This window comes from Sphingomonas sp. RS6 (assembly GCF_054489705.1).
In genome coordinates this window covers 88,742-111,855 of sequence record NZ_JBTMWM010000001.1, presented here as the reverse complement: position 1 = coordinate 111,855, position 23,114 = coordinate 88,742, and the positions used below count along the sequence as shown (strand labels likewise).

Annotated in this window: 30 protein-coding genes and 1 tRNA gene; 7 read left to right on the top strand and 24 right to left on the bottom strand. The window is 65.7% G+C overall.

The window, feature by feature from the left end; all coding sequences use genetic code 11:
- Positions 1 to 30: 30 nt before the first annotated feature.
- Positions 31 to 939 carry a phosphatase PAP2 family protein gene (locus tag ACX40Y_RS00630; RefSeq protein ID WP_459117594.1) on the bottom strand — a complete coding sequence of 303 codons (909 nt, stop codon included), beginning with the start codon at positions 937 to 939 and terminating at the stop codon, positions 31 to 33.
- A gap of 149 nt (positions 940 to 1,088) precedes the next feature.
- On the opposite strand from ACX40Y_RS00630, the gene ACX40Y_RS00625 reads away from it, so the two are divergent.
- From ACX40Y_RS00625 to ACX40Y_RS00615, 3 genes are read left to right on the top strand one after another with little or no spacing between them, the layout of a single operon-like run.
- Complete coding sequence (locus ACX40Y_RS00625; RefSeq protein WP_459117593.1) at positions 1,089 to 1,502, top strand: hypothetical protein; 414 nt, start codon at positions 1,089 to 1,091, stop codon at positions 1,500 to 1,502.
- A complete protein-coding gene (locus tag ACX40Y_RS00620; RefSeq protein ID WP_459117592.1) occupies positions 1,499 to 1,708 on the top strand; it encodes a helix-turn-helix transcriptional regulator in 210 nt (69 codons plus the stop codon). Before ACX40Y_RS00625 ends, ACX40Y_RS00620 begins: the two co-directional genes overlap by 4 nt.
- Positions 1,705 to 2,658 (top strand): alpha/beta fold hydrolase, encoded by a 954-nt coding sequence (locus ACX40Y_RS00615; protein ID WP_459117591.1) that lies wholly within the window; start codon positions 1,705 to 1,707, stop codon positions 2,656 to 2,658. Before ACX40Y_RS00620 ends, ACX40Y_RS00615 begins: the two co-directional genes overlap by 4 nt.
- Before the next feature lie 63 nt (positions 2,659 to 2,721).
- Here the strand turns inward: ACX40Y_RS00615 and ACX40Y_RS00610 are convergent, their stop codons facing one another.
- The gene (locus ACX40Y_RS00610) at positions 2,722 to 3,771 is read right to left on the bottom strand and encodes a DUF2171 domain-containing protein (RefSeq protein WP_459117590.1); all 1,050 of its coding nucleotides are present in this window, start codon (positions 3,769 to 3,771) and stop codon (positions 2,722 to 2,724) included.
- A 212-nt stretch (positions 3,772 to 3,983) separates the two neighbouring features.
- Between ACX40Y_RS00610 and ACX40Y_RS00605 the strand changes: the two genes are divergently transcribed.
- A tRNA-Ala gene (locus ACX40Y_RS00605) sits at positions 3,984 to 4,059 on the top strand.
- A 33-nt stretch (positions 4,060 to 4,092) separates the two neighbouring features.
- Here the strand turns inward: ACX40Y_RS00605 and ACX40Y_RS00600 are convergent.
- The 9 genes from ACX40Y_RS00600 to ACX40Y_RS00560 form a co-directional block, all read right to left on the bottom strand.
- Positions 4,093 to 5,481: a site-specific integrase gene (locus ACX40Y_RS00600; RefSeq protein ID WP_459117589.1), complete on the bottom strand. Its 1,389-nt coding sequence runs from the start codon at positions 5,479 to 5,481 to the stop codon at positions 4,093 to 4,095.
- 206 nt (positions 5,482 to 5,687) lie between these two features.
- Positions 5,688 to 5,816: a hypothetical protein gene (locus ACX40Y_RS00595; RefSeq protein WP_459117588.1), complete on the bottom strand. Its 129-nt coding sequence runs from the start codon at positions 5,814 to 5,816 to the stop codon at positions 5,688 to 5,690.
- A complete protein-coding gene (locus ACX40Y_RS00590) occupies positions 5,816 to 6,169 on the bottom strand; it encodes a DUF2312 domain-containing protein (RefSeq protein ID WP_459117587.1) in 354 nt (117 codons plus the stop codon). The genes ACX40Y_RS00595 and ACX40Y_RS00590 overlap by 1 nt, the downstream gene beginning before the upstream one ends.
- A gap of 151 nt (positions 6,170 to 6,320) precedes the next feature.
- A complete protein-coding gene (locus tag ACX40Y_RS00585; RefSeq protein ID WP_459117586.1) occupies positions 6,321 to 6,737 on the bottom strand; it encodes a hypothetical protein in 417 nt (138 codons plus the stop codon).
- Complete coding sequence (locus ACX40Y_RS00580) at positions 6,737 to 9,457, bottom strand: toprim domain-containing protein (RefSeq protein WP_459117585.1); 2,721 nt, start codon at positions 9,455 to 9,457, stop codon at positions 6,737 to 6,739. Before ACX40Y_RS00580 ends, ACX40Y_RS00585 begins: the two co-directional genes overlap by 1 nt.
- A gap of 104 nt (positions 9,458 to 9,561) precedes the next feature.
- The gene (locus tag ACX40Y_RS00575; protein ID WP_459117584.1) at positions 9,562 to 9,855 is read right to left on the bottom strand and encodes an ogr/Delta-like zinc finger family protein; all 294 of its coding nucleotides are present in this window, start codon (positions 9,853 to 9,855) and stop codon (positions 9,562 to 9,564) included.
- The gene (locus ACX40Y_RS00570) at positions 9,852 to 10,343 is read right to left on the bottom strand and encodes a hypothetical protein (RefSeq protein WP_459117583.1); all 492 of its coding nucleotides are present in this window, start codon (positions 10,341 to 10,343) and stop codon (positions 9,852 to 9,854) included. The genes ACX40Y_RS00575 and ACX40Y_RS00570 overlap by 4 nt, the downstream gene beginning before the upstream one ends.
- Positions 10,344 to 10,484: 141 nt before the next feature.
- The gene (locus tag ACX40Y_RS00565; RefSeq protein ID WP_459117582.1) at positions 10,485 to 10,688 is read right to left on the bottom strand and encodes a hypothetical protein; all 204 of its coding nucleotides are present in this window, start codon (positions 10,686 to 10,688) and stop codon (positions 10,485 to 10,487) included.
- A complete protein-coding gene (locus ACX40Y_RS00560) occupies positions 10,681 to 11,001 on the bottom strand; it encodes a YdaS family helix-turn-helix protein (RefSeq protein ID WP_459117581.1) in 321 nt (106 codons plus the stop codon). Before ACX40Y_RS00560 ends, ACX40Y_RS00565 begins: the two co-directional genes overlap by 8 nt.
- A gap of 120 nt (positions 11,002 to 11,121) precedes the next feature.
- Here ACX40Y_RS00560 and ACX40Y_RS00555 point away from each other — a divergent pair, with 120 nt between their 5' ends.
- From ACX40Y_RS00555 to ACX40Y_RS00545, 3 genes are all read left to right on the top strand, one after another.
- The gene (locus ACX40Y_RS00555) at positions 11,122 to 11,616 is read left to right on the top strand and encodes a helix-turn-helix domain-containing protein (protein WP_459117580.1); all 495 of its coding nucleotides are present in this window, start codon (positions 11,122 to 11,124) and stop codon (positions 11,614 to 11,616) included.
- 278 nt (positions 11,617 to 11,894) lie between these two features.
- Entirely contained in the window at positions 11,895 to 12,077 is a 183-nt protein-coding gene (locus ACX40Y_RS00550) for a type II toxin-antitoxin system HicA family toxin (protein WP_459117579.1), read from the top strand.
- Positions 12,078 to 12,099: 22 nt separating this feature from the next.
- Positions 12,100 to 12,492: a type II toxin-antitoxin system HicB family antitoxin gene (locus tag ACX40Y_RS00545; protein WP_459117578.1), complete on the top strand. Its 393-nt coding sequence runs from the start codon at positions 12,100 to 12,102 to the stop codon at positions 12,490 to 12,492.
- A 12-nt stretch (positions 12,493 to 12,504) separates the two neighbouring features.
- On the opposite strand, the gene ACX40Y_RS00540 is transcribed toward ACX40Y_RS00545, so the two are convergent.
- The 13 genes from ACX40Y_RS00540 to ACX40Y_RS00480 form a co-directional block, all read right to left on the bottom strand.
- A complete protein-coding gene (locus tag ACX40Y_RS00540; protein ID WP_459117577.1) occupies positions 12,505 to 13,506 on the bottom strand; it encodes a contractile injection system protein, VgrG/Pvc8 family in 1,002 nt (333 codons plus the stop codon).
- The gene (locus ACX40Y_RS00535) at positions 13,503 to 13,892 is read right to left on the bottom strand and encodes a phage tail protein (protein WP_459117576.1); all 390 of its coding nucleotides are present in this window, start codon (positions 13,890 to 13,892) and stop codon (positions 13,503 to 13,505) included. The genes ACX40Y_RS00540 and ACX40Y_RS00535 overlap by 4 nt, the downstream gene beginning before the upstream one ends.
- Positions 13,889 to 16,372 carry a phage tail tape measure protein gene (locus tag ACX40Y_RS00530; RefSeq protein ID WP_459117575.1) on the bottom strand — a complete coding sequence of 828 codons (2,484 nt, stop codon included), beginning with the start codon at positions 16,370 to 16,372 and terminating at the stop codon, positions 13,889 to 13,891. Before ACX40Y_RS00530 ends, ACX40Y_RS00535 begins: the two co-directional genes overlap by 4 nt.
- A gap of 4 nt (positions 16,373 to 16,376) precedes the next feature.
- A complete protein-coding gene (locus ACX40Y_RS00525; RefSeq protein WP_459117574.1) occupies positions 16,377 to 16,505 on the bottom strand; it encodes a GpE family phage tail protein in 129 nt (42 codons plus the stop codon).
- 8 nt (positions 16,506 to 16,513) lie between these two features.
- Complete coding sequence (locus tag ACX40Y_RS00520; RefSeq protein ID WP_459117573.1) at positions 16,514 to 16,825, bottom strand: phage tail assembly protein; 312 nt, start codon at positions 16,823 to 16,825, stop codon at positions 16,514 to 16,516.
- 36 nt (positions 16,826 to 16,861) lie between these two features.
- The gene (locus ACX40Y_RS00515; RefSeq protein WP_459117572.1) at positions 16,862 to 17,368 is read right to left on the bottom strand and encodes a phage major tail tube protein; all 507 of its coding nucleotides are present in this window, start codon (positions 17,366 to 17,368) and stop codon (positions 16,862 to 16,864) included.
- A gap of 44 nt (positions 17,369 to 17,412) precedes the next feature.
- Positions 17,413 to 18,579, bottom strand: a complete 1,167-nt coding sequence (locus ACX40Y_RS00510; RefSeq protein ID WP_459117571.1) for a phage tail sheath subtilisin-like domain-containing protein — start codon at positions 18,577 to 18,579, stop codon at positions 17,413 to 17,415.
- A gap of 11 nt (positions 18,580 to 18,590) precedes the next feature.
- Positions 18,591 to 18,962, bottom strand: coding sequence for a GPW/gp25 family protein (locus ACX40Y_RS00505; protein ID WP_459117570.1), 372 nt, complete (start codon positions 18,960 to 18,962; stop codon positions 18,591 to 18,593).
- A complete protein-coding gene (locus ACX40Y_RS00500) occupies positions 18,959 to 19,528 on the bottom strand; it encodes a phage baseplate assembly protein V (protein ID WP_459117569.1) in 570 nt (189 codons plus the stop codon). Before ACX40Y_RS00500 ends, ACX40Y_RS00505 begins: the two co-directional genes overlap by 4 nt.
- A 75-nt stretch (positions 19,529 to 19,603) precedes the next feature.
- A complete protein-coding gene (locus tag ACX40Y_RS00495) occupies positions 19,604 to 19,837 on the bottom strand; it encodes a hypothetical protein (protein ID WP_459117568.1) in 234 nt (77 codons plus the stop codon).
- 23 nt (positions 19,838 to 19,860) lie between these two features.
- Positions 19,861 to 21,588, bottom strand: coding sequence for a gp53-like domain-containing protein (locus ACX40Y_RS00490; protein ID WP_459117567.1), 1,728 nt, complete (start codon positions 21,586 to 21,588; stop codon positions 19,861 to 19,863).
- Positions 21,589 to 21,600: 12 nt separating this feature from the next.
- Positions 21,601 to 22,137, bottom strand: coding sequence for a phage tail protein I (locus tag ACX40Y_RS00485; RefSeq protein WP_459117566.1), 537 nt, complete (start codon positions 22,135 to 22,137; stop codon positions 21,601 to 21,603).
- Positions 22,134 to 23,036 (bottom strand): baseplate assembly protein, encoded by a 903-nt coding sequence (locus ACX40Y_RS00480; protein WP_459117565.1) that lies wholly within the window; start codon positions 23,034 to 23,036, stop codon positions 22,134 to 22,136. Before ACX40Y_RS00480 ends, ACX40Y_RS00485 begins: the two co-directional genes overlap by 4 nt.
- Positions 23,037 to 23,114: the final 78 nt, after the last annotated feature.

The following is a 23,114-nucleotide window of genomic DNA, read 5'->3' as shown; positions in this document are numbered from 1 at the left end:
AAAGGACCCGGGTGGCCGGGCAATATCGCCTTATCGTGGCACTGCCGCGCCGCTTTGGACAGGCGAAATTTCCTTGCGCGGATGCCGCCGGCGCTGGTCGGCGACCAGTCCGAGGGAAATGCCGGCAATCAGCGATCCGCCGATCAGGTCAACGGCATCGTGGCCGCCCACCGGGATTGCCGAGATCCACATCAGGCCGTTGATCCCCAGGTTCGGCACGCGCAGGCGCCGCAACGGCCATAATGCCCATGCGAACAGGATCGCCATCGTTGCATGGAAACTGGGGAAGGTGATGATGCCGCCAAGGGCGTTCAGGTCCACGGGTTCTGGCGGCCCATCGTGCAACTGACTGATGAGGACGCCATAGCTCACTGCGTTCGACGGCATGGGTCGGTAGCCATAGTGCTGGAACGCTGCCTCGGCAGGGAAGAACAGGAAGATTGCGACGGTCGCCGCCAGGCCGATACCGAACGCGGCGAGCATCTTGTAGAGCCGCTCGGCCCGCCCGCTCATCCCGAGCAGGATCGCGATCGCCGGCGGGAGCAGGAAACACGAATAATATGCTTGCTCAAGTGTCGCTCGCAGCAACGGGATGCGATCGACGGCGCTGCGGAATCCTAGCCAGTCGAACCCGACCATCCCGTCAGCTTGGGCGAGCCACGCATCGGTGAAGGGACCGGAATTTCGCATCGCCAAATAGCTTGCGATCGCACCGGTTGCACTCATCGCCGAGAAAAGAAGAAAGCCGTCAGCGGCAATGCAGAGCCCTCTCAGCCGTCCGAGCCGTGCGGGGTCGACCAGCATCGCACCCGCGAAGGTGCCGCAAAGGATCAAGAGTCGCAGCCTCGATCCAGTGGTCGGCGGCATTCCGCTCATCGTGAGCAAGGTGACGAACAGCAGAAAGCAGGCGGCAGCCCACGGCCAAGCAAGTCGTCGCATCGTTCGAAAGTCCCCCCGACGCAGACGCTAGCGGACAATGGTTAACGGCTCCTGCGCCAGCGTGGCAATCGCGCTAACGACAAGCGTGCTTGACAAGACAAGTACGCTTGTCGTAAAGCGCGCTTGTCATTGTAGAAAGGAAGCATGACATGATGTCCGCCACGCCTGCCGCCCGGCGCTATGTGAAGCGCTTCATCCCGACGATGATCGCCTATGTCGTTGCCGTGATCGGGGCGAGCCTGGCCGTCGATCGGATCGAGCCGGCCGGCGTTGCGCTGGTCGTGCTCTCGATCTTGCCGGCGCTGCCGATCCTCGCCTTGCTGGTGGTGATCGGCCTCTATGTCCGCGAAGAGACGGACGAGTATCTCCGCCAGCGGATCGTCACCGCGATGCTGATCGGAATCGGCGCGGTGCTGGCGGTGGCGAGCGTGCTCGGCTTCCTCCAGATCTATCGTGCGATCGGGCAGGTCGACGTGTTCTGGGCGTTTCCCGTCTGGTGCGGCGTCTGGGGCCTGGCGCAGTGCATCATGACCTGGCGCGACCGGGTGGGGGCGGAGTCATGAAGAACCGGCTTCGCGTGCTGCGCGCCGAGCGCGGCTGGAGCCAGCAGGATCTGGCCGAACGGCTCGCCGTCTCGCGCCAGAGCGTCAACGCCATCGAGACCGGCCGTTACGATCCCTCGCTGCCGCTCGCCTTCAAGATCGCCGATCTGTTCGGCCTCGCCATCGAAGCGATTTTCGTCAATCCAGCCCTGGAGAACGACCAGTGACCACGCTGCTTTCCTGTCTGTGCCGCCGCGATCGCCGGCTTCCCTGGTTCGCGATCGTCATCGCGATCTTCGCGGCCAATGGCTGGTTCGGCCCGGCGCAAGGGGCGCCGGCGGTAATTGCTGCAACCGCCGCCGATGACGCCGAAATCCGGATGGACCATATCTCGGTCAAGGTGATCGGCCACGGCAGCCCGGTGATCCTGATCCCCGGCCTGTCGAGCCCGCGCGGAGTGTGGGACGGCGTCGCGCCCGATCTCGCGCGGCGGCACCGCGTCTATCTGGTTCAGGTCAACGGCTTTGGCGGGGGCGATCCGGGCGCCAATCTGGAACCGGGCATCCTCGACGGCATCGTGGCCGACCTGCACCGGCTGATCGCGGGGCGGAAGCTGGAAGGGGCGGCGCTGGTCGGCCATTCGATGGGCGGGCTCGTGACGCTGATGCTGGCGCGCGATCATCCCGGCGATGTCGGCAAGGCGATGGTCGTCGATGCGCTGCCCTTCATCGGCACGATGTTCGCGCCCGCGGCGACGCCGGAGGCGATCCAGCCCCAGGCACAGATGATGCGCGCCCAGATGGTGGGTCTGCATGGCCGGCCGGTGCCGGATGCGGTCCTGCAAGCGATCGCTCGCCAGAATGCCCGCAAGCCGGAATCGCAGAAGCAGGTCGCCGAATGGTCGGCAAAGGCCGACATGCGGGTTTCGGGCCAGGCGCTTTATGAGGACATGCAGACCGATCTGCGCACCGATCTCGGCAAGATCACGGTGCCCGTCACCATCGTCGTGCCCTGGACCGACGACCGGGGCGGCGAAATCCGGACGCTCGACCTGTACCGGGCGCAATATGCCGGGCTGAAGGACCTGAAGCTGGTCGGCGTCGGCGACAGCGGGCATTTCGTGATGCTCGACCAGCCGGCCGGCTTTGCCCGCGCGCTCGCCACGTTCCTGGGCTGATCGCGCGAAAAGGGCGCCCGAGGTGATTCCCCGGGCGCCCGATTCTGCCGCGATGCGTTGCGCTCAGTCGCGATAGGTGCCGGAAAAGCTGCGATTGAGATTGCGATCGCTCCCCCAGCTGCGATTCTGGTCGTCGCTGCTTTGGCTCTGCTGGCGGTTCTCGCCGAACAGGGCGCCCGAGCGTTCCTCGTCGCGCCAATGCGACTGGGCTTCGTCGGCGGTCTTGCGCAGCTTGACCTTGTCGTCGACCGACTGGATCCAGCGCGACGGGATCGAATGATGGCGGCCATCGGCATCGGCATCGTTCTTCGTCAGGATGATGCGGTCGCCGCGCACCTTGTCGACGGTGCCGACATGGCTGTCGTCCGAGCCCACCACTTCCATATGCTCGGTCACGCGGCGCAGCGAATCGCGCTGCTGGGTGCGCTCGGTGCGGAAGGTGTCGAACTCGTTCGAGAAGCGCTGGGCATTCTCACGGCGATATTCGTCATAGTCGCGGTCGAATTCCTCGATCCGGCTGCGGCGCCACGCGCCATAATGGTTGTCGCTGTGATCGCGGCCTTCCTGCCGGGCGCGCATTTCATCGTAGCGCTGGTCCATTTCGCGGCGGCGCTCCGCTTCCTCGTCGCCGAACCACGAACGAACCTCGTCGCCGGCACGGTCGAAGAAGCCGCGGTCCCGGTCGAAGTCGCGCGATCCGCGGTCGTCGCGCTGCCCACGCCAGCGATCCTGCCCGCGGCCGTAATAGCCGCGACCTTCACCGCGATCGCCATAGCCGCGACCGCGATCATCGTCGCCCCGGCCGCCATAGCTGCCAGCGGCATAGCTGCGGCGCCCTTCATTGTAGCCGCCGCTCTCGCGCGAGCCATAATCCTGCTGGCTATAGCCGTGCGTCTGCCAATCGGGCCGGTTGCGGCGCCAGTCGTCGCGATAGTCGCGCTGGTCCCGGCCACCGTAACGCCCGCGCCCGCCGCCGAATTCGCCGCTCGCCGCATAGTCACGGGCGCTCGTCGAGGCGTAATCGCGGCCGGAGCCATAGTCCTGCGTATAGTCGACTTCGCTGCGGCTGTTATAGTCGTCGCGCGGCGCGTAAGGATTGTTACGGTTGTCCATCGTTCGACTCTCCTGCTTGCATCTTTGGTGCGGCGTGATGCCGTCTGGTGATTCAAGCGAGCGGCAAGCCCAAGTGTTCCGTGGATTCGGCTTTGCGCTCAGGCGTTTCGCCGCAGTCGGTGCGGGCGGCCGATGCCGCGTGCAAAGCCGGTTGCATCGGCCTTCGGCTGTCGCTAATGGGGGCGCCTCCCGGGTATCCGGGAACCGGCGGCGGGGCTGTAGCTCAGATGGGAGAGCGCTGCAATCGCACTGCAGAGGTCAGGGGTTCGATTCCCCTCAGCTCCACCACCGCTTTCTAGTTGAAATTGCTCGATTTTCTCATCAGCGACGATGACGCGCTGATGCCAATTCGGCCACGTTGGTATCGCGCTGGTATCGCAAATGCGCGTCGGTGTGCTCGCCGACAGCCGCCCAGAAGGCCTCCGTAGACGCGATGAACTCGCGCAGATACTCGGGGCGCAGGTGCGTGTAATTCGCTCCGGTGCCCTCCTCGCTGTGCCCGGCGGCTGCGTCGATCTGGGCATCGGGCACGCCGAAGCGCTTGTGCCAGGTGTGGATCGTATGGCGCAGGGTGTTGGGCGTGCCGATGCCGCGCAGCTTCGGCCGAGGCCGCGTCTCGCCCAGCTTCCGGCGGGGCGGAAGCCAAACTAGCTCGCCGGCCTTCTCGCGCACCTGATCCGCAAAGCCGAGATCCGGCCGCGCCGCGTGGGCCGCGAGCAGCACGCCTTCGAAGGCGTTGCCGATATCGCTGGTCGGGCGCTCATAATGGTCTGGGCCGCCGGCAGCGCGCGTCTTCTGCGACGTGGGCACGCGATAGCGGATGATCTTGCCGGTGGCGCCTTCCAGCCACGGCGCGAGCGTGGGGCAGATCGGCACGATCGGCCGCCGCTTTCGGGTCTGCTCTTCGCCGGGGCGGAGGAAGTGGATCATGCCACGCCGGATCTGCGCTGCGTCCAACTCGAGTGTCGCCTCGGCGCGGCCGTGAGTGCTCAGCATGATCAGCGTGAACAGGAATACGTGATCGCGCTCGGGCGCGGCGCGCGCGGCGTCCAAGATGACGGCCACCTGCTCCGGGCTCCACTCCAGCTCCTTCGGTTTCTTGCGGCCCTTCACGTCCTTGATCTTCGGTGCGCTCGACAGACGGTTGATCTCCGGCTTCATCGCCCAGTTGATCGGGCCGCGGAGCGCCGCCAGATCGCGAGATATCGTTGGCGCCGACACGCCTTGGGCGGCGCGCCACGCGATGAAGGCGTCGACCAGCGCGTTCGACACGTTGGCGACGGTGAATGGCTCCGGCAGCAGCTGTTGCGCGCGCAGCTCTGCCCAAAAGGCTTCGAGGCGATCTACGCTGTCGAGATAGCGCTCCGGGCTTTCGAGGTGCGCGACATGCTCTTCCAGCCACGCGGCGGTGAGATCGGCGAGCAGCACCTCATGGGGACCGCACGGACCGGCGGGCTTGATCGCCTCGGCCTGCGCCTTCCACGCGGTCCAGTGGTCTATTAGGGCGAGTTTCGCTTCTTCCGGCGGATTTCCGCCGTCACCGCCGACACCCGTCGATGCGCGCCGAGTGACACGTCCATCGAGCCAACAGATGTTCCAGTCGTCGCGGTCGCGGCGATACCAGAGCCAGAAAGGCCCGAGCTCGAAGCGCTGGGCTTCGCCGGCCTTGGCCTTGCCGGAACCTGCACCGCTTCGCCGTCGACCTGCCATCCCGCCCTGAATTCCTCCGACTCGATCTCACACAGTACCGCGTAAACGCGCGGGTCCATCAGCGCCCGCGCATGCTCAGGACCAAGGTGCAGGCGCTCGCCATTACGCGCAGCGCGCCGCACCCGCTTGAGCAGGACACTGATGGGTAGGTCATTCATGGCCGATCGTCCCCGATTCGGCGAATCGCGTTGAAGGGCAGCATTGCTTCATCGGCGGCGCTCCCCGACGACGGTTCCGATCGCGATCAGGAACAGCATGAACACCACGCCAATCGAGAGGAGCGCCTTGCCGGCGGAGCGCGCGTAGGCGCCCGCCCGTTGAGGGTCGATACGCATCAGATGATCCCCAATGCAGTCTTGTAGGTCTCGAGGATCGCCTCGGCTTCCTGCCGCACATGCGGATCCAGTTTGCGCAGCGCGACGATTGCGCGGACGCCCTTGGTATCGAAGCCGACCGACTTAGCTTCGGAATAGGCATCCTTGATGTCGTCGCAGAGGCCGGCCTTCTCGTCCTCCATCCGCTCGATCCGCTCGACGATTTTCGCGAGCTGCTGCGCCGCCGATTCCGGGTTCGCCTTGATCGGGTCGGCGGGCCTGCGGGCCTTCTTTCCCTTGGCCTTGCTCGTGGCGGGGACAAAGGGCGTGGGGACGTGGCGCAGCGAGCCGTCGGCGGCGCGCTCCTGGCGCATTGTAAGGGCTGTCACAGGAAGATCCTCCAGAGCACGGTCAGGAACCAGCCGGCGCCGATGCCGGTCAGGATCTGAATGGAAATGCGGTTGGCGGGTGCGATTGGCGGTGTGCAGGACGGACAGTCGCAACCGATGAGGCGTGGCGGCCGCATCACTGTGCCGCCCCGCTCTGGCAGCGCGTGCAGGTGCCGCGCTCAAGCGTGCAGACCCCGGCAGCGCCGGTACAAGGCGCGTCGGCCGAGCAGCCACACCGCATGCACACCGTGGGGTGGCGATCGGCGGGATCGTTCGCCAGCTGATCATAGACCGCGACATCGAGGGGAATGATCCGCGCAATCGCCGCGATTACTTCGCGGTGCCGTGCGCTGGTGCCGGGACGCTCCAGCTGCTCGATCAGGCGCAATGCTGCCGCCCGATCGAGGGGGAAGGCGCGCGCCTGGCTGAGACGCCGTGCGAGATCGTAGCGGGTCAGCCCCGCCGCCTTGCGACGCAGTTCAAGGTAAAGGCCGGCAGTCATGCGCGTGGGCGCAATGCGAGTGCCGGGGACGCGGGTGTTGGGCAGCAGCATCAGTAATGCTCCTTCGCTTTGGCTTGTTGACGTTCGGGAGGGTTGGCGAAGACCCAGCAGGTCACCGTTTTGCCGGTCTTCGATTTGACGGACTTCACGTCGATGAAGCGGCGGGCCTTGGAGCCCTTGAGCAGCCGCTTCAGTTCGGTGATGAGACAGGGGAGTTGCAGGCGCAGATCGGCGCAGCGCGTTTCGAATTGCGGCAGGTTCACCGCGATCAGCTCGGGGTTGAGGCTGTGATCGATCGGGCGCTCGGTGCGCGGATCCTCAAGGCTTTCGATGTGGTCGAACCGCTCCCAGAACAGTTCGACGCTCGGATGATCGGTCTCCACCGAGCGTTGCCGTTCGAGCAGCATCTGGCCGATCAGATCCTGCGCCTCGCCCACCACGCGCATCGGCAACGGCTTGAGCAGCGTCACCGCCATCGCGTCGAGCATCGCGGCGATCTGGGCGTGGTTCTTGACGAGTCGGCCGTTGCGCACGCCCTCGATCGCCGCGAGCGTCGTTTCGCGCTTCGCGAACGCTTTGCGGTATTCGGCGAGGATCGCGTCTTCCGCCTTCACCACATGGACGATGAAGCCGGAAAGCGTCTCCACATCCGCGCGGGAAAGGGCTTCACCGGCGCGCTTGCCTGCCGCCGAGAACAGCGATTTATCGAAGTGCATGCCCATGATGCGCTCGCGCAGCGCGGGCGAGGCTTCGACTGGCGCGTTCTGAGCGATGACGACGGCGCCGCGAAATGGCGGCTCGAAGGTTTCCATGCCGCCATTCGCGATGGCGCGGGTGCGGACGGCGCGGCCGTTATAGGCGGTCTTCAGCTCGTCCCATTCGAACCGCTTGCTGTGGGGTGTGTCCTGATTGCGGTCGCCCTCGATCAGCACCACGGGCAGGTTGCCGACCTGGCCGAGCGTGCGAGCGATGCCGGCGCTGGTGGCCTTGGTTGGATCGAACCCTTCATAGTTGACGCGGCCGAGCAGCTTCCACAGGAATTCGAGCAGCGTCGTCTTTCCGGTGCCGGGTTCGCCGGTCATTTCAAGGAAGCCAAGGCTGTCCTGCTCGCGCCGGACATGGTCGGCGAAGAGTGCCAGGCACCAGAAGGCGAGCGCAACGACGCCCTTTGCGCCGTAGGCGGTGTGGAGCGGCTCCAGCCAGCTCAGATCGAGCTTGTCGGCATCATAGTCGATGCGCAGCATGCGCTCGGAGGTGCGCAGCTTCACGGAACGCTTGCCGAGGACGAAATAATCCTCGTCATTCGGCTGATACACGCGGCCTTTGTGCACGGCGATGTCGCCGAAAATCCAAGCCTCGTGTTCGATCGAATAGCCGGTGAACTGGATCGCATCGACGACGCGGATGTTCGTCCATTGCTGCTGCATCAGCTTGTCGATCTGAAACTGATTGCCGGTCCATTGCGCGCCGGGGGCAACGCTCGCGAGGCGCTTCTTGAAGTCGCCCGATCCTGAGCACGCTGCGCCGGTGAAGGTGGCTTTCAGCTGCTGGCCGTTGGGGAAGGCCACGCGGAGGAAATAGGCGCCCTCTTCAAGGTTCGGATCGCGCTGAAAATAGAGGGTGCGAAAGGTGCAGTTCGCCAGCTCCTCGATCGCGACGGCGCGCTCGGCAGCCTTGTTCCACTGATCGTCGAACGGCAGCGCGGCGAAGTCAGCGAATTCCGGATCCTGGCTCTCCAGCAGCGATTGCAATTCGCCCTGGATTCGCTCGATCGAGAAGTTCGCCCAAAGTTGCTTGCCGCCGAAGGTGAGCGGGAAGGACTCTAGCCGCTTTCGCTCATAGACCAGCAGAGCCTTTGCGGTGGCGGTCGCGGCGATCGTGATCTCGCCGTTCCACCGATATTCGTCGAGATCGCTCGGTTCCAGCTTGTCGGCCTGGGCGAGATCGTTCCAGTCGCGCTTTTCGCCTTCGCCATCCGGTCGCACCTGTGCTGCGCCGCAACGCCAGCCATCCCTGCGCGCCTGCTCGACGAATTTGCGGGTGAATTTCACGCCGGCCGCGCCGACGTCGAACGCCCAGATCAGCTTTGGCGTGGCAAGGTTCAGATCGCCGCATACGCGGCGAAGCTCCGCCAGGAACAGTTCGGGATAGACGTTGCACGACATCGCCGAGACGGCGTGAACCCGGCCCTTTTGGACAAGGCCGATTGCATCGAAAATGCCTTCGGTGATCCAGACTTCGCCCGCGCGCGCGAGGTCCTCCATCCTGTGCTTCGGGTATAGCCAGCAATGGCCGCGCCAGCTGGATCCGACGCTGAACCGTGCCTTCTTCTTCCCGAAGCGGCTGGGCTGATCGATCAGGCGTTCCCAATAGCCAGCGCCGGGCAAGGGGAAGCGCACCGTGGCGCTGGTGATGCCAAGGTCCTGATCGCGATACCATTCCTGCGCGAACGCGCCGCGCAGCGGCGCGAGATCGAAGCCCCGCGCGTGCAGCAAATAGGCATCGGCGGCGGCGTTCGGATCCTCGCGGGTCTGGCGATGGCGGTTTGACCAGTTCTCGAAAAGCTCGGGGTAGAGATCCTTGACGTGCGTGTCGGCGCCACATTTGTTCTGGCGGCCGCACTTCACCACCCAAGGGTTGTCGGCACGGGCATAGGCTTCCTTCTTGCCGCAGGCGTCGCACCGGCCTTCCTGCAGCCAAGCGCCTTTCTCCTTGAAGCCGAAGTCCCGCTTCAGGTTTGCCAGAACGTCTTTGAGCAAATCGTCGCGCATCGGGTGGTGTGATCTTTCGCAGGCAAGCGGGGGGCGTTCCCGGAAGCGGGGTGCTCCGGGCGGGTCAGTCGGTTGTTGGTTCAGCCGGCGCGATGCCGGCGAGGTCAGCCGATCACGATTTCGGCGGCGACCCTGTCGTCATTGGCTGGAGGTGGGGGCGCATCGTCGTTGGCCGGCTCTCGCCAGTTTCCGACCGGCAAGCGGAGTTCGGGGTTGGGCTTCAGCCCGGGCAGCACGATCCGCACCGCGACGATCTGAGCGACAAACATGCATCCGCATTCGTCGTTCTGGCAGCGCAGCCGGGCTTCGCGAACGGTGAGCGTCACCTGTTCGCTGGTTCGGCATGTGACGCTCCCCTGGCAATTCGGGCATGCAAAAATTCGGCTTCGACTGCTCATTGGGTTCCCCCCGCTGCGAACCGCGGCCCCGCGCCACGGCGAAAGATTGCACTCAGGCGCTGCGCCATCGAACCGGCAGCCGTCTGAAGCTCGGCGGTTTCCGCCATTGCGCGCGCAACATCGTTCTGCGTCGCGCTCGGCCGCGCGGCGGCGAGGGCGTGTTCCACCGCTTCGCCGAACTCCTTTGCGGTCTCCGACAGGTCTTCAACGAGGGCGAGGCGGCACGGCGCCATCAGAATCGCGTCGGCGTCCGTCGCCGCGTGATAGGCAGCCAGGAAAGGAAAGCCTTCCCCGCCCGCTTTGGCGAACGCGATGTCCAGCGCAGCCGCCTGGGCGACCGAGGGCGTGACGTCGAGATCCGGATCGGACCAGTTGTAGAAGGTCCGGAGCCCGACGCCGGCGACGGCAGCCGCACGCTTCGCGCCAAGCTGCTGGCCGATCGCGAATGCGGCGTGATGCCATGTGCCGGGAATGCGAAGCTTCGTCATCGAAGGAGCACCATTTCATAAGGCAGACTTTGCGGAGTCTGGACGCGAGCCAGATCAGGTAGACCACCACCGCTGCAGGGGATGGAAACAGCGGTGGTGGCCTGCCCCACAGTGCGACCCGTGGGGTTATTGCGCGCGGCATCAGCCATGACGTGGCCTCGCGAAGCGGACCTGAAGCAGGCCGCGATCATCCTTTTCGAGGATGACTTTCCAGCCGGCCGCATGATCGATGTTGGCGATGCCGATCGGCTCGCGCTGAAGATCGCCGCCCTTCTTCTGAAGATCGGCCAGCGCCGCGACCATGTGGCCAAGCGTGCGGACCGTGTGAGAGGAAACTTCAGTCATTTGCAGGCGCCGTCGGCAAAGCCGCGTCACGATTGCACGCGACCATGATAGTTTTCTCCGATACAGAGGCGTCATGAAGAGCCTCGTTGCCCGAGATAGGGTAGTAATCTGGACGGAGATGATGGCGTGAGACGCCGGTTGCTGCTTCGACCTTCAGAACAAAGCGCGCCGAGAGCGGCTTTCCCTTTTTCCGAGGCTGATAGATCGCCCCTGGCGTGCAGCCGCAGATCCGCGCGAGCGCGCTCTGCGAGCCTGCAATCTTCAATGCACGATCAAATGCGTCGAGCGCGATTAAGAGGTGTCTCTCATCCATGCGACGACGTTATAGGACTCTATCAGGATTCGCAAGAGAATTCTATGAGAGCAAAATATCATGCCCGGTAGAGGCATCTCTGATAGCGAACTACAATCTCTTGCACTATCGCTCGACCGTATGACGGCCTTCAACCCTGAGCGCGTGAGGGAGGCGATGGAACGTGCGCGGCACGACCAGTCGTCGCTTGCGCGCGCGATCGGCGTGACACCTGGCACGATCCATCAAATCCTCTCAGGCAAGATCAAGCGCTCTCGCTACATGGCGGAGATTGCCGAGACGCTTGGCGTTTCGCTTCGCTGGTTGCGGGGGGAGGACGTGTCGCGTGACGCGAGCGACGACGATGCGGCGGTCCCAGCTCCGCCGCCGATCAGGCACCTGATGATGCACGTAGCGCTGCCTAGTGAAGATGCGCTGACGCAAATGTTTTCTGCGTTGCTGTCGCTGGAGCGTCCCGAGGATACGCGGGACGAACGCGCTCGATTTCTCGCTCAGCTATTGCCAGCCGCTCTCGCGCAGCTGCAAGCGCAAATTCCTGTTGAAGATGTGGTTGCGAGCTTCGCTCGCGCGTCAAAGTCTCTACCTGCGCCCAAAGGGCGTCGCGCGCCGCAGTAAGTACCGCGCACGCGATATTGCACTCGGCACAACCAACTTCGCACCCTCGAACGCTTTCAACCACATTCACTCTATTCGCCCCCATATCATGCGCGATTACGTTCCCGTTCCGTTCTTATTACGATGAGTCGGTTGCTGTAGGAAACCCGGATTCGCGATTGAAAACCAATGCTTGGACGGGAATGCTCATGGGAAGCTGTGGAAATCAGTTCTCAGCATGAGCAAATATATACACACGCCTCTTGCGGAATCATGTTTCTGTGTGTATATATTTGCTCATGGAACGGGATAGCAGAGCGATCATCAAGCGCCTTACCGCAGAGGGCTGGGAGCAGGTTTCCGTGAGGGGCTCGCACCACAAGATGCGGAAGGAAGGGCGCACGGTGATCGTCCCGCACCCGAAGAAGGACCTGCCGCTCGGGACCGCCCGGGCGATTGCAAAGCAAGCCGGCTGGCTGTGAGCCAGCCGGACGGAGACCGACAATGAAGATCTTTTTCGCCATCGTGCACAAGGATGCGGACAGCGCCTATGGCGTCACCTTTCCGGATCTGCCCGGCTGTTTCTCGGCGGCCGATACGCTGGAAGACGTCATGAAGAACGCCGCGGAGGCCCTCGACCTGTGGTTCGAGGATCAGGACGAGGCCACGCCCAGCAATGCGGAAGCGATTGCCGCCGCGCATGCGGAGGATCTGGCGCAGGGTGCGTTCCTGATCGCCGTTCCATACATCGCGAGCACCAGCAAGCCGGCGCGCGTCAACATCTCCCTCGATCGGGGCATGCTGGAAGCGATCGACGCGGCGGCGGCGGCGCGCAATCTGACGCGCAGTGCATGGCTGGTGCAGGCGGCGCGGAATGAAATCGTGATGGCGCGTTGATCCGGCGCCGGATCAGCTGCGCAGTTCCAGTTTCACCGCAGTTGTGAAGCCGCCGCGATCGTCGAGTTGGTGGTTCACCTCTGACACCAGCCAGGGCTGTGCGTCGATCTCCGCCTTGAACCCGATCGCCTGCGCCGGTTGCTCGGGAAACAGATCGGCGCGGCCATAGGCGAGGGTGATGTCGAGGCTGCGTGGCGCGCGGGCCGCGCGGTTCGATTCGGTGGTGGCGGCGCGCCTGGCTTCGGCCTCGCTGGCATAGACGCGGGACAGCTTGCGCTCGGCGCCGTCGCCGCTTCCGACGCTCAGCTGCCGCTTCTTCGCGACCTTGCGATCGTGCCATTCGGCGGTGACCTTGCCGGCCGATTCGCGCTTGTCGACGCGGTAGCTGTGGCGGTCGCCATCGCGCCGCCGGATGGTGGCGGCTGGCAATGACTTGCCGGTCGCGGTGATGCCGGCGCCGATCGGCGCGAAGATCAGGCAGCCGCGCTTGATCGTCGCCACGGCATCATGCTCGCGCCCGAGCCGGCGCAGGAAGGCGATGTCGCTTTCCCGCTGCTGTGACATCGCCGGCAGTCCAATCGACGCCAAGGCAGGCGCGCAGCGCGTCTGAAGCCCGTGCCTGCCGGCGATGACTGTGATGACGTTGCCGAGCGTCGTATCGTGCCAGCTCTGATCGCGGCGGGTGGTGAGGCCGCTGGCGAAGTCCGCAGCGCTCGCGCTGATCGTCACCGTGTCGGGCGGACCGGCATGTTCGACGCCGTCGACCCTGAAGTGCCCCTTGTCGACCAACCCGATCGCCACGCCGTCGCCGCGCTTCCAGCCGATTTCGACCGAGAGCAGGGCGCCCTCGGGCGGGAGGGCGAGCCTGCCGTCGCTATCGTCGAGCACCAGATCGAGCTGATCGGCATCGCCGCCGCGCTTTTCAGTGATGCGCAGGCCGATCAGGCGCGGCCGGATCTTCGGCGACAAATCCTCGCCGTCGAGCGTGATGCGCCAGTCGGCCACCGGGATCATGCGGCGACGTCCGGTGCTTCGAGCAGATCGATGCCGAAATCGATGCGGCGGGGCGTGCCGTCGGGCAGCGTTTCGCGGTGCCGCTCATCGATGGCGGTGATGACGAAGTTGCCGAGCACATTGCCGCGCCCGTCGACCAGCGGCCAATCCTCGCCCTCGTCAGCCATCGCGATCAGCTTGTCGAGCGAGGTGCGGCCATCGGACAGCTCAATATGGGCGCTGCCCGACAGGCTGATCGTTTCCAGATCGGCGCCGGTGAACTGAACGGCATCCTTGGCGCCGACGCGGCCATTGGTCGCGAAGCGCCACGCGCGACGGCGCTGAAGCTCCTCATAGCTGATCGTATCGATCGCGAAGACGAACATGCCGAGGCTGAGCAGCTTCACAAATCGTCTCCATCGGGCCGATCGGCCATCGAGGCGCGGCGGCCGGCGCCGGCACCGGTTCGCATCAATTCCTCCAGCTCGGCGCGGACGGCGCGCGCGAGATCGCGATCGGACTGGCCGGCCTGTTGCTTGATGACGATGGTGACCGGACCGATCGTGACGGCGGCAGCGCGCGGCGAGGGCCCGGGACTTGCGCTGGCGGCGCCGACCGCCAGCGCGGCGGTGCCGGTGGCAACCGCGCCGGCAAGCCGGCTGGCGAGACCATCAATTCGGTCAACGGGCAAATCCTGATCGCCGGCGATGCCGCGATCGAGCCCCTGCATCATGAAGCCGCCGAACGAAGCGAAGAGGCGAGAGGGGGAGTGAATGCCCAGCTTGCCCTTGAACCAGTTCGCCGCCGCCGACGCGGCGCCGACGATGGTATCCTTCAGCCGGCCGAGCATGCCGGTGATGCCGGTGATGATGCCGCGCACGATATCACCGCCGGCCGCGATCATCCGTTGTCCGAGCGGGCCGCGCATCCAGGCGAGCAGGGCCATGAAGCCCTTCACGAGCAATCCTTGCGGCGTGAAGTTGAGCAGGATCCGCGTCACGAACTGGATGGCGGACCAGGTGGCGGACTTGATCCCCTGCCACAGATTGGAGAACCAAGCCCCGATCCGCCCCCAATTGGCATAGATCGCATAGGCGGCGGCGCCGAGCGCCACGACGGCGGCGACGACGCCGAGCACGATGCCGGCGAGCGGAAGGATGCCGATGCCGAGCGCGGTGCTGACAGCCGCGAGCGCGGCGAAGGGCGCCGCCAGACCGGCGAGCACGATGGCGCCGCCGCCCAGGACGAGGAACAGCGCGGCAAATGCCGCCGCGCCCAACAGGACCGATTTGGTGAGACCGGGGTGCGCCGCGGTCCATTTCATGAGGCGATCGGTGAAGGCATTGGCGCGGGCGAGCACCGCGTTGACCGCCGGCAGCAATTTGGTGCCCAGACCGATCGCCAGCGTTGCCGCGTTCGTCTTCAGCCGGTTGGTCTGTTCGGCCGAATCCTTCATGCGTTCGGCAAAGTCGCGATCGGTGGTGCCGCCGGCCGCCATCGCCTCGCTACGGATACGACGATATTCCTCCATATTGGCTATCAGGGGGCGCAGGCCCTGTTGCACCTGCGCATCTTCGAACAGGTTGCCGAGGCGAGACATATCGCCGCCCAGCGCCTTGTTGGTCAGCTCGGCAATCGCCTCGAGCGGGGTCTTCCCTTCGGCATAAGCGCGCTTGAGCGCCTTTGGCAGATCCACGCCCATTTTGGCGAAGGCGCGCACGGTGGCGGGCGAGGTGATCTTCTGAAGGATATTGGCGACGTTGGTGGCCGCTGTCGCCGAATCGCCCGCGCCCTTGCGCGCGATCTGGAGCGCGGCGGAGAGATCCGCGACGGCGCCAACGCCGCTTTGGCCGAGCGCCTGATAGCCGGCGGTGAGGGTGGGGAAATATTGCGCCATGTCCTTCATTTCGAAGGCGCCGGCCTTTCCCGCCTGGGCCATGATGTCGATCGCGCGCGCCGTCTGATCGATCGGCACCTTCAGATTGTCGAGATTGGCGAAGCTGGCGGCGGCAAGATCGGCGATCTCCGCACGATAGGCAGTCGCGGCGCGGCCGATCGGTGCGATCATCTGCACGGCCTTGGTGGGATCGAGACCGAAGCCGCTCAGCACGTCGACGCCAGCCTGCAGGCTTTCGGGCAGCTGATTGGCGGCGCGCGCCGCCGCGAGCAGCGTATCGCCCATCTTCGCCGCCTGGGCACGGGTGAGATCGGCCTTCTGGGCGACGTCCGTCATGCCGGTTTCGAACTGCTGCGCCGCCTGCACCGCGCCGACCAGCGGCCCCGCCATCGCCCGGCCGGTTTCGATCGCGGAAAAGCCGCTGGCGGCGAGGCCGGTGGCGGTGCCCTGAACCGTGCCAAACCGATCGCGCGCGGCGGCATAGCGGCGAGCGCGGTCGCTGGCGTGCTGAAGCCGGCGGCTCTGTTCGGCCAGCTCGCGATTGGCGTGATCGGTCGCCTGGCGCAGCTCGCGTTCGTGCTGCGTCAATCGGTTGGTGCCGATGCCGGCTTCGCGAAGCCGGCCGCGCAACTGCTGAAGCGCGCGGCCCTGATCGTCGTGCTGCGTCTTGAGCGCGGCGGCGGCGCGCTTCGCCGCTTCGAAGTCACGAGCGAGCCGGCGTGACGGGTTTTCGGCGGCGCGCATCTGCCGCGCGAGCTCGCCGACGCGGGTGCGCGCCGCCGCGAGCTGCTGTTCGGTGCCGTGCAGATCGTTCTTCAGCGTGCGGAACGAGCTGATATCCGCCTGTGTGCGCTGGAGCCGCGCCAGCTGATCGCGGGTGTTGCGCAGTTCGCGCGCGGCACGGCCCGAGCCGGTGGCGATGTTGCGCAGCGGGCGGGAGACCTTGTCCCCCGCCTCAAGCAGCATGCGGATGCGGAGATTGCGGTCCATCGTGTCAGTCCTCGATGCCGTTCAAGGCCTTCAGCCGATCGATCGCGCGGGCGTGCCAGCCCATCAGTTCGGCGACGCCCATTTCGTTCATGACGGGCGGCGGCCAATGAAAGACCGCCGCCACGTCCGCCATCACATCGTCTATGCGTTCGGGGAGGCCGGTTTCGCGGCCTTCGGCAGCAAAAAATCCACCACCTCGGTTCCGAACTGAAGCATGTCATTCGGCGCCATCGCGGCGGCGAGCGGCTTGTGCAGGATCGGCGTGGTGATGCGCGGCGCCAGTGCCTCAAGCGAGGCGACGTCGAGCTGAAGCAGGCTATTGAGCGCCAGGCCGCGCAGCTCGCCCGAACCTGGCTTGCGCACGGTGATTTTGGTGCCGGCGGGAAGCATCTCCTCGGAGTTGACGACGATCGCGTCGTCAAGCGCGAAGGTGCGGGTGGTGGCTTCAGACATGGAACAGACTTTCGATTAGAGGAGAGGGGGCGCCGCTTACGAGATGGCGGCAGTGATGGCGGCGAGCCGATCGACGCCGAAGACGCGAAGGACGCCGTTCAGCACGTCGATCTCGATCACCTCCTCGCCATTCCATTCGAGACGCAGGTAAACCGGGGCGAACTTGCACTTGAACTCGCCGCCTTCGCCGGTCTTCAGCTCGCCGAAATCCATTTCCTCGTAGCGACCGCGAACGGTCACTTCGCAGACGTCGACAGCGCCGGTGTCTTCACGCTGCCATGCGCCCGCGAACCGCAGGAAGGTGCCGGCAAGGCCGGGCAGGGCATATTGGCGAAGGATGGAAAGCTCGGGGCCGCCGAGCGTGAATTCCATCTCCATCGCCTCGGCACCCATGTCGATCTTCACCGGACTGTCCATGCCGGCGCCGCGATACTCCTCGAGCTTGCGCGCGAACTTGGGCAGCGTGACGGACGAGGCATTGCCCCTGTACTCGTTGCCTTCCGAGAACAGGTTCATGTCCTTGAGCTTGCGTGGGAATGCCATGAGGGTTCAGCCTTTCGATCTGGAAAACGGGGAGGGGGTCGGCGTCACGCCGTGACGGCTGCCGCGAAGTCGGCGAAATAGCTGTCGGTTATGCGCTGGCTGAGGCCGAGATTTTCGAGCGGCGGCACCGGCGTGTAATCGTAATCGATCTGGAGCTTGCCGGCGGCGAGCTGATCGACCGGATTGCGGGTGGCGTCGAACCACGCCTTGCCGCCGAGGATCTGGCCGGCCAGCTTCATCTGGCGCAGCTCGCCATTGATCGTCTCGACGATATCCTTAGCGAGGCTGGGCCGAAGCGGCTTGTCGATCGCCCACAACATGCCGTTGCCGATCGTATCGAGCAGCACCTGCGCGGTACGCGTTGCGCTTTCAAAGGCGAAGAGCGGCTCGGCCGAGCAGGTGCGCGAGCCCCAAATCCGGAAGCCCGAGCCGGCGCGCACCAGTGCGCTGACCTGCGCGCCGTTCAGCAGGTTTGCCTCACAGCCCGAATCCTGAATATCGAACTGAACATCCTTGGTGAGGCCGATCACGCCGTCGACCGGCACGTTGCTGATCGTCTTGTGCCAGCCCTGTTCCTGATCGATGCGGGCGCGCAGACCAAGCGCCCGGGCGACGCCGTAGCTGATGACGGCCGCGCCCGAGGTGGCATCGGCCGCGTAGAAATCGGGATAGAGCAGCATCAGTTCACGCGCGGTGAAATTGGCGCGATAGGCGATGGCGGCGCTGGCATCGCCGCCGATTGCCGCCGCATAGGCCATGCCGCGCAGCTTGCGCGCGACGATCGCGAGGGCGGCGGTGACGGCCTGGCTGTCGAGCCCGGGGCAGCCGAGGATTCGCGGCTTGACGCCCAGCTTCGCCTCGGCAGCGAGCAGCGCCTGCATGCCAGTCTTGATGCCCTCGGCGGTGGTGGTGCCGATGACATTGGCGGTCTGCGCGTCATCGTCGACGTCCTCCGCGACGCGCACGATCACGACGGGGCAGCGGACCTGATCGGCAATGGCGCGCAGCGCGCTGCCCAGCGTGCCGGTGGTGCCGGCATCGCCGATCGCCGCTTCAGGATCGGTGATCAGCACCGCGCGATCCAGCGGGAAGGCATCCGCATCGGCATCGGCGGCGGTCACCACCATGCCGATGACGGCGGTGGCGACGCTGGCCAGGCTGCGCGTGCCGGTGTTGACTTCGGTGATGGTGATACCGTGTTGAAAGGCCATCGACTGGGCTCCTAAGCGTAGACGGTGAGGCCGCCGCGCGAGGCGAGCGGCACGGTGATGCGGGTGCGCAGGGTCTGGCGGGGCCGATCGGTACGGAGCCCCTCGACGACGACGGTGGCCTGGCCGGGCGCGACTTGCTCCAGCCCGACCCGGGTGACGGCGATTCGCGGCTCCCATCGCTTGAGCGCGAGTGCGGTGGCGGCGAAGATCAGGATGCGACTGGCGGGGTTGGCGGGCTGATCGACCAGCTCGTGCAGGAGCGAGCCGAATTCGCGCCGGCCGACGCGTGCGCCGATCGGGGTGGTGAGGATCTTCGCAACAGACTGGGCGAGGTGCGCGTCGCCCTCGATCGGCCGGCCGGTGGCGGCGTTCATCCCCCTCATTGCGGGGCTCCCGAGACGCCGCTGCCGGGCTGCACCGACAGGTGCTTATGGCTCTTCAGGCTTTTGCCCGCGCCGATGACATCGTCGTCGCTGGTGAGCTTGCCGCTGGCATCGAGTTTGCCGTCGAGCGTGATGTCGCCGGTGATGGTGACATCGCCGGTGATCGTGACGCCTCCGGGGGCGGTGATCTGTGCGTTGCCGCCGGCAGCGATAGCGATGGCGAGGCTATGCCCCTCGGGATCGTAGGCGATTCGGGTGCCGTCGGGAAAGTCGATGAGGACGCTCTTGTCGCCGGCCGGCGCAGGATGCGCGTCGCAGAACAAGGCGCCGAGGACGATGCCGGCCTGGACATCGCCCTCCGGGCAGAAGAGCGCGACCTGTTCACCGATGCTGGGCGGTGCCCAGATGCGGATCGCGCCCGCGCGCGGCGCGGCGAAGGGAAGATCGCCAGTGACGATTTCGCCGATCCGAACGCGGCAGACCGCCTGGGCGAGATCGATGCTTTCGATCGTGCCGAGGCGGATCATGTTGCCGATCAGGCGGCGCGGATCGATGAGTTCGCTCACGGTGCCGGACATTGCCGGGCGCACCGCCAGCGCGCGCGGGTACGCGCTTGTAAATCGCTGGTTTACAAGCGCGGACTAGGCGGCGGCAGGGTCCGGCTGGGCAGGCTGGTTGGTGATCGCACCCGCCGCAATCTTCACGGCGACCCCGCGTGCAACATCCTCGATCCGCGCTTCGGTAGCCGGTGCGTCGTATTTGCCCTTGGCGTTGAGGCAGATGTTGACGTCGCGGGTGTGCGTGACGCCGGCATGTTCGAAGGTGACGGACGCGGTGCCCGCGCCTGCATTCACGCTGTTAATCGTCCACTTCATCGTCGGTCCTTTCGGTTGTGCTGTCAGTAGCCCTTGGCCGTCCAGTTGATCCCGTTGAGCTGGCGGTCGCTGCTGTCGTCGGATTGGAGCTGGATGCGGACGCCGTATTGCGTAGGCTCGCCGCAAATCTGTGGCCAGAGATCCCGATTGTTGTTCGAAGAACTGATGAACCCCGTCGCGGTGACGCTGAGGCACGCATTGGGGAAAGGAATCGGGAAATCGATATCGACGACGGTTTCGGTAAGCCAGGTCGCGCGGACCTTGCCCCATTGTTCGATCAGGCCGGATGGCAGCCTCTGATAGCCGTTCTCGCCGAGCGAGCAATCGAAGTCGCTGCGCAGCGGGAATTCCGACGCCTGACGACCATCGAGCAGGTCGGCGTCGAGGCCGGATCCGGCGCCATCGTTCACGGATCGCCAGACATTCGATAGCGACGCAGTGAGGGCGAATTCGGATGCCTGGCGCCCGTCGAGTAGATCCGCATCCAAGCCAGAACCGGCGCCGTCATTGGAAGACCGCCAGACATCGGAGAGGTGTTCATCGAAGACGACGTTGCCGAGATCGAGGTTATCGACGGTCGCCTTCAGCCTGCTGCCCGACCAGCCGATATGGACAACATTGCTGCCTTGGCCGATGCCGGTGCCCTGACGAACTGGCCAGAACCCGAGCCGGGCGCGAATATCCGCATAGTAGCCGCCATCGTGCCCATCGAGAAGATCGGCATCGAGCCCTGAGCCAGAACCGTCGTTTGACGAGCGCCAGACGTCATTCAGCGAGGCGCCGAGCGCGAACTCGCTCGCGTGGCGCCCATCGAGCAAATCGGCGTCCAACCCCGAACCGCTGCCGTCGTTGGTCGCGTCCCAGACGCGGGCACCGGCCCGGGTGATGCCGGCGGTGGAAATGCCGGCTGCCCCGCCGCCTGCGACCTTGAACAACCAGCTGTTGTTCGCGCGATCGAATTCGATCCGATCAACGCCACCGGCATCGCTGCCCCAGACGATCGCGGGATTGCCGTCGGCGAAATCGAGATAGAACTGGCTGTCGCGGCGGATCGGGCCGGTGAAGGTGTCGCCGGCACGGTTCGCGGGCGTATAGCCGAGGCGGGCGGCGATATCGGTGTACCAACTGCCCTGCTGCCCATCGAGGAGATCGGCATCAAGGCCGGAGCCGGCGCCGTCATTGCTCGCGCGCCAAAGGTCCGCGCCGAAGCCGGCGAGACGCGCTGTCATCGCGAAGCTGAGCCCCTTTGGCGTCACCGCGCGGCGATCGTCGGTGCCGGCGCTGCTTTCCGCCTCGGTTGCCAGTTCGACGACGCCGACGGTTTCACTGGTGGCCGGCGGGTTGAGGAAATTGGTGTCGCCGAAGGTGAGGCTGGCGGCAGCGATATCGGCGAAGCGGACGTCGATCGCCAGCAGCAGCATCGCCTGAGACGATTTCTCGACCAGCACATCGGCCTGGCCATAGACGCCGAACAGGGTGCCGTCCGCCAGATAGAGCGCGATCGAGCGCACGGTGTAGACCGCGTTGCTTTCGTCGCGGATGGTGACGTGGATCGTGTCGGCCGCGACGGCTTCACCGGCGATCGTGCCGATCCGCTTGATCTCGCCGGGCAGGGCGGTGAGGGTGGGCGCTGGCGCGACGGCTGTCGCCGAGACGCCCGCTTGGGTGATCAGCACGGCGTTGGTGCCGTTGTTCGCAGCGTTGACGAGCGCCGCGCGGCCGGCGTTGGTGACGGTGAGGGTGAACGGCATCGGTTGCTCCGATCAGGCGACGCATTGAAGGCGGGTGAAGATCACGGGGCGAGCAGCGGCGATCAGGCCGGAGGCCGCATTTGCGCGCAGCCCTTGTGTGAAGGTGAAGTGCGATCGCACCGGCTTGGTTCGCCGAACCTCGTTGATCACGGCATCGGCAAAGGCGGCGGTGACCGGCGCATCCCCGCGCCCGCCCAGCTCGACCGACATGGTGAAGGTGTGGGGCGGCCCCGGCGGATCGAGTTGCCACCATTCGCGCAGCGCGACCGAGCCGCCGAACGATTCGACGACGGCACGAACCGATGAAGCCGTCCCCTTGTGGCGCTGAATATCGATCGCGCGGCGAACGCGGGCGCGCTTCACCTCCTCTGGCCAGTCGCTCGACCAGGCATCGATCGACACCGCCCAGGCGAGATAGGGGAGGAGCGCGAGCGGGCAGGTTTCGGGATCGACCAGCGCGCGCAGCGGCACCGGCAAGTCGCCGAGCCGTGCTGTCGTCGCCTCGATTGCGCGCTCGAGCGCGGTGGCGTTGGGCGGCAGCAGGCTCATTCGCCTGTGCCCGCATAGGTGACGGTGATGCCGGTGCAGAACGCCGCCTGTGTGCGGTCGACGACGATGTCCTCGGCAGGCGAGGCGAGGGCGACGTTCTGGACCCCCTCGGTATGGAGGGCGGCAAAGATGCCCGAGCGGGTGACGTCGAGGCCAAGCCGGTGCTGGCGCTCGCAATATTCGATGAGGCGCCGCTGCGCCTCCGCCAGCACGATCGAGCCGTCCGGGCCGCTATAGGTCGTGACCTGTGCCTCGACCTGATAGTTGAGGATCGTGGCCGCCTGGACTGTCACTGCGTCGGTGAGCGGGCGGACGGTTTCGGCGGCGACGTGCGCCGCAACCTTGGCGAGCAAATCGGCCGAGGCGGTGCCGTCGCCTTGCCGCGAAAGGACCGTCACCACCACTTCGCCGGGGCTCGGGCTGGTCGCGCTGGCATCGAGCACGTCGCCATCGGCGGAGCGGGCGTGATAGATATAGGCGCCCTCCGGGCCGGCGACCGAGAAGCCCTCCGGCGCCAGCACCAACCGGCCGCGAAGGGAGGCGTCATCCTCATAGGTCGGGGCGATGTTGTTGGCGGGATCGCCCGCGTCGAGCTGGAGCCGCGACACCGACATAAGGGCGGCGAGGTGATCGAGATCCGTGCCAGTGGCGAAGGCGGGCATGACGGCGCGGGCGGCATCGTTGATGCGCCCGCGCAGCAGCAGTTCACGATAGGCGAAGACCTGAAGCAGCATCACCGCCGGGTCTGATTCCACGGTTGCGTCGAAATCGGGCAGCAGCGCCTGAAGGCTGGCCAGCATCTCGCCGTAGATCTGATCGAAGCTGAGCGTCTCGATCACCGACGGCGCGGGCAGGCGCGACAGATCGACCGCAGTGAAGGTGACGGAGGTATCGGCCATGCCGCCATGTCGCTGCGGCGGGATGGCGAACGCTAGGCGTTGGCCTTGTAAGGGGCGGGTTTACAAGGGTGCGGTCCT

Bases quoted from the DNA above. Each gene is read 5' to 3' on its own strand.
- ACX40Y_RS00485 (WP_459117566.1), bottom strand. From the start codon at position 22,137: ATGAGCCTGCTGCCGCCCAACGCCACCGCGCTCGAGCGCGCAATCGAG.
- ACX40Y_RS00585 (WP_459117586.1), bottom strand. From the start codon at position 6,737: ATGCTGCTGCCCAACACCCGCGTCCCCGGCACTCGCATTGCGCCCACG.
- ACX40Y_RS00515 (WP_459117572.1), bottom strand. From the start codon at position 17,368: ATGGCATTCCCACGCAAGCTCAAGGACATGAACCTGTTCTCGGAAGGC.
- ACX40Y_RS00510 (WP_459117571.1), bottom strand. From the start codon at position 18,579: ATGGCCTTTCAACACGGTATCACCATCACCGAAGTCAACACCGGCACG.
- ACX40Y_RS00620 (WP_459117592.1), top strand. From the start codon at position 1,499: ATGAAGAACCGGCTTCGCGTGCTGCGCGCCGAGCGCGGCTGGAGCCAG.
- ACX40Y_RS00530 (WP_459117575.1), bottom strand. From the start codon at position 16,372: ATGGACCGCAATCTCCGCATCCGCATGCTGCTTGAGGCGGGGGACAAG.
- ACX40Y_RS00560 (WP_459117581.1), bottom strand. From the start codon at position 11,001: ATGGATGAGAGACACCTCTTAATCGCGCTCGACGCATTTGATCGTGCA.
- ACX40Y_RS00590 (WP_459117587.1), bottom strand. From the start codon at position 6,169: ATGCGCCAGGAGCGCGCCGCCGACGGCTCGCTGCGCCACGTCCCCACG.
- ACX40Y_RS00490 (WP_459117567.1), bottom strand. From the start codon at position 21,588: ATGCCGTTCACCCTCACCGTCACCAACGCCGGCCGCGCGGCGCTCGTC.
- ACX40Y_RS00540 (WP_459117577.1), bottom strand. From the start codon at position 13,506: ATGATCCCGGTGGCCGACTGGCGCATCACGCTCGACGGCGAGGATTTG.
- ACX40Y_RS00480 (WP_459117565.1), bottom strand. From the start codon at position 23,036: ATGGCCGATACCTCCGTCACCTTCACTGCGGTCGATCTGTCGCGCCTG.
- ACX40Y_RS00630 (WP_459117594.1), bottom strand. From the start codon at position 939: ATGCGACGACTTGCTTGGCCGTGGGCTGCCGCCTGCTTTCTGCTGTTC.
- ACX40Y_RS00545 (WP_459117578.1), top strand. From the start codon at position 12,100: ATGAAGATCTTTTTCGCCATCGTGCACAAGGATGCGGACAGCGCCTAT.
- ACX40Y_RS00625 (WP_459117593.1), top strand. From the start codon at position 1,089: ATGATGTCCGCCACGCCTGCCGCCCGGCGCTATGTGAAGCGCTTCATC.
- ACX40Y_RS00600 (WP_459117589.1), bottom strand. From the start codon at position 5,481: ATGGCAGGTCGACGGCGAAGCGGTGCAGGTTCCGGCAAGGCCAAGGCC.
- ACX40Y_RS00610 (WP_459117590.1), bottom strand. From the start codon at position 3,771: ATGGACAACCGTAACAATCCTTACGCGCCGCGCGACGACTATAACAGC.
- ACX40Y_RS00565 (WP_459117582.1), bottom strand. From the start codon at position 10,688: ATGACTGAAGTTTCCTCTCACACGGTCCGCACGCTTGGCCACATGGTC.
- ACX40Y_RS00580 (WP_459117585.1), bottom strand. From the start codon at position 9,457: ATGCGCGACGATTTGCTCAAAGACGTTCTGGCAAACCTGAAGCGGGAC.
- ACX40Y_RS00520 (WP_459117573.1), bottom strand. From the start codon at position 16,825: ATGTCTGAAGCCACCACCCGCACCTTCGCGCTTGACGACGCGATCGTC.
- ACX40Y_RS00570 (WP_459117583.1), bottom strand. From the start codon at position 10,343: ATGACGAAGCTTCGCATTCCCGGCACATGGCATCACGCCGCATTCGCG.
- ACX40Y_RS00575 (WP_459117584.1), bottom strand. From the start codon at position 9,855: ATGAGCAGTCGAAGCCGAATTTTTGCATGCCCGAATTGCCAGGGGAGC.
- ACX40Y_RS00525 (WP_459117574.1), bottom strand. From the start codon at position 16,505: ATGGCGGACGTGGCGGCGGTCTTTCATTGGCCGCCGCCCGTCATGAAC.
- ACX40Y_RS00550 (WP_459117579.1), top strand. From the start codon at position 11,895: ATGGAACGGGATAGCAGAGCGATCATCAAGCGCCTTACCGCAGAGGGC.
- ACX40Y_RS00595 (WP_459117588.1), bottom strand. From the start codon at position 5,816: ATGCGTATCGACCCTCAACGGGCGGGCGCCTACGCGCGCTCCGCCGGC.
- ACX40Y_RS00495 (WP_459117568.1), bottom strand. From the start codon at position 19,837: ATGAAGTGGACGATTAACAGCGTGAATGCAGGCGCGGGCACCGCGTCC.
- ACX40Y_RS00555 (WP_459117580.1), top strand. From the start codon at position 11,122: ATGACGGCCTTCAACCCTGAGCGCGTGAGGGAGGCGATGGAACGTGCG.
- ACX40Y_RS00505 (WP_459117570.1), bottom strand. From the start codon at position 18,962: ATGAGGGGGATGAACGCCGCCACCGGCCGGCCGATCGAGGGCGACGCG.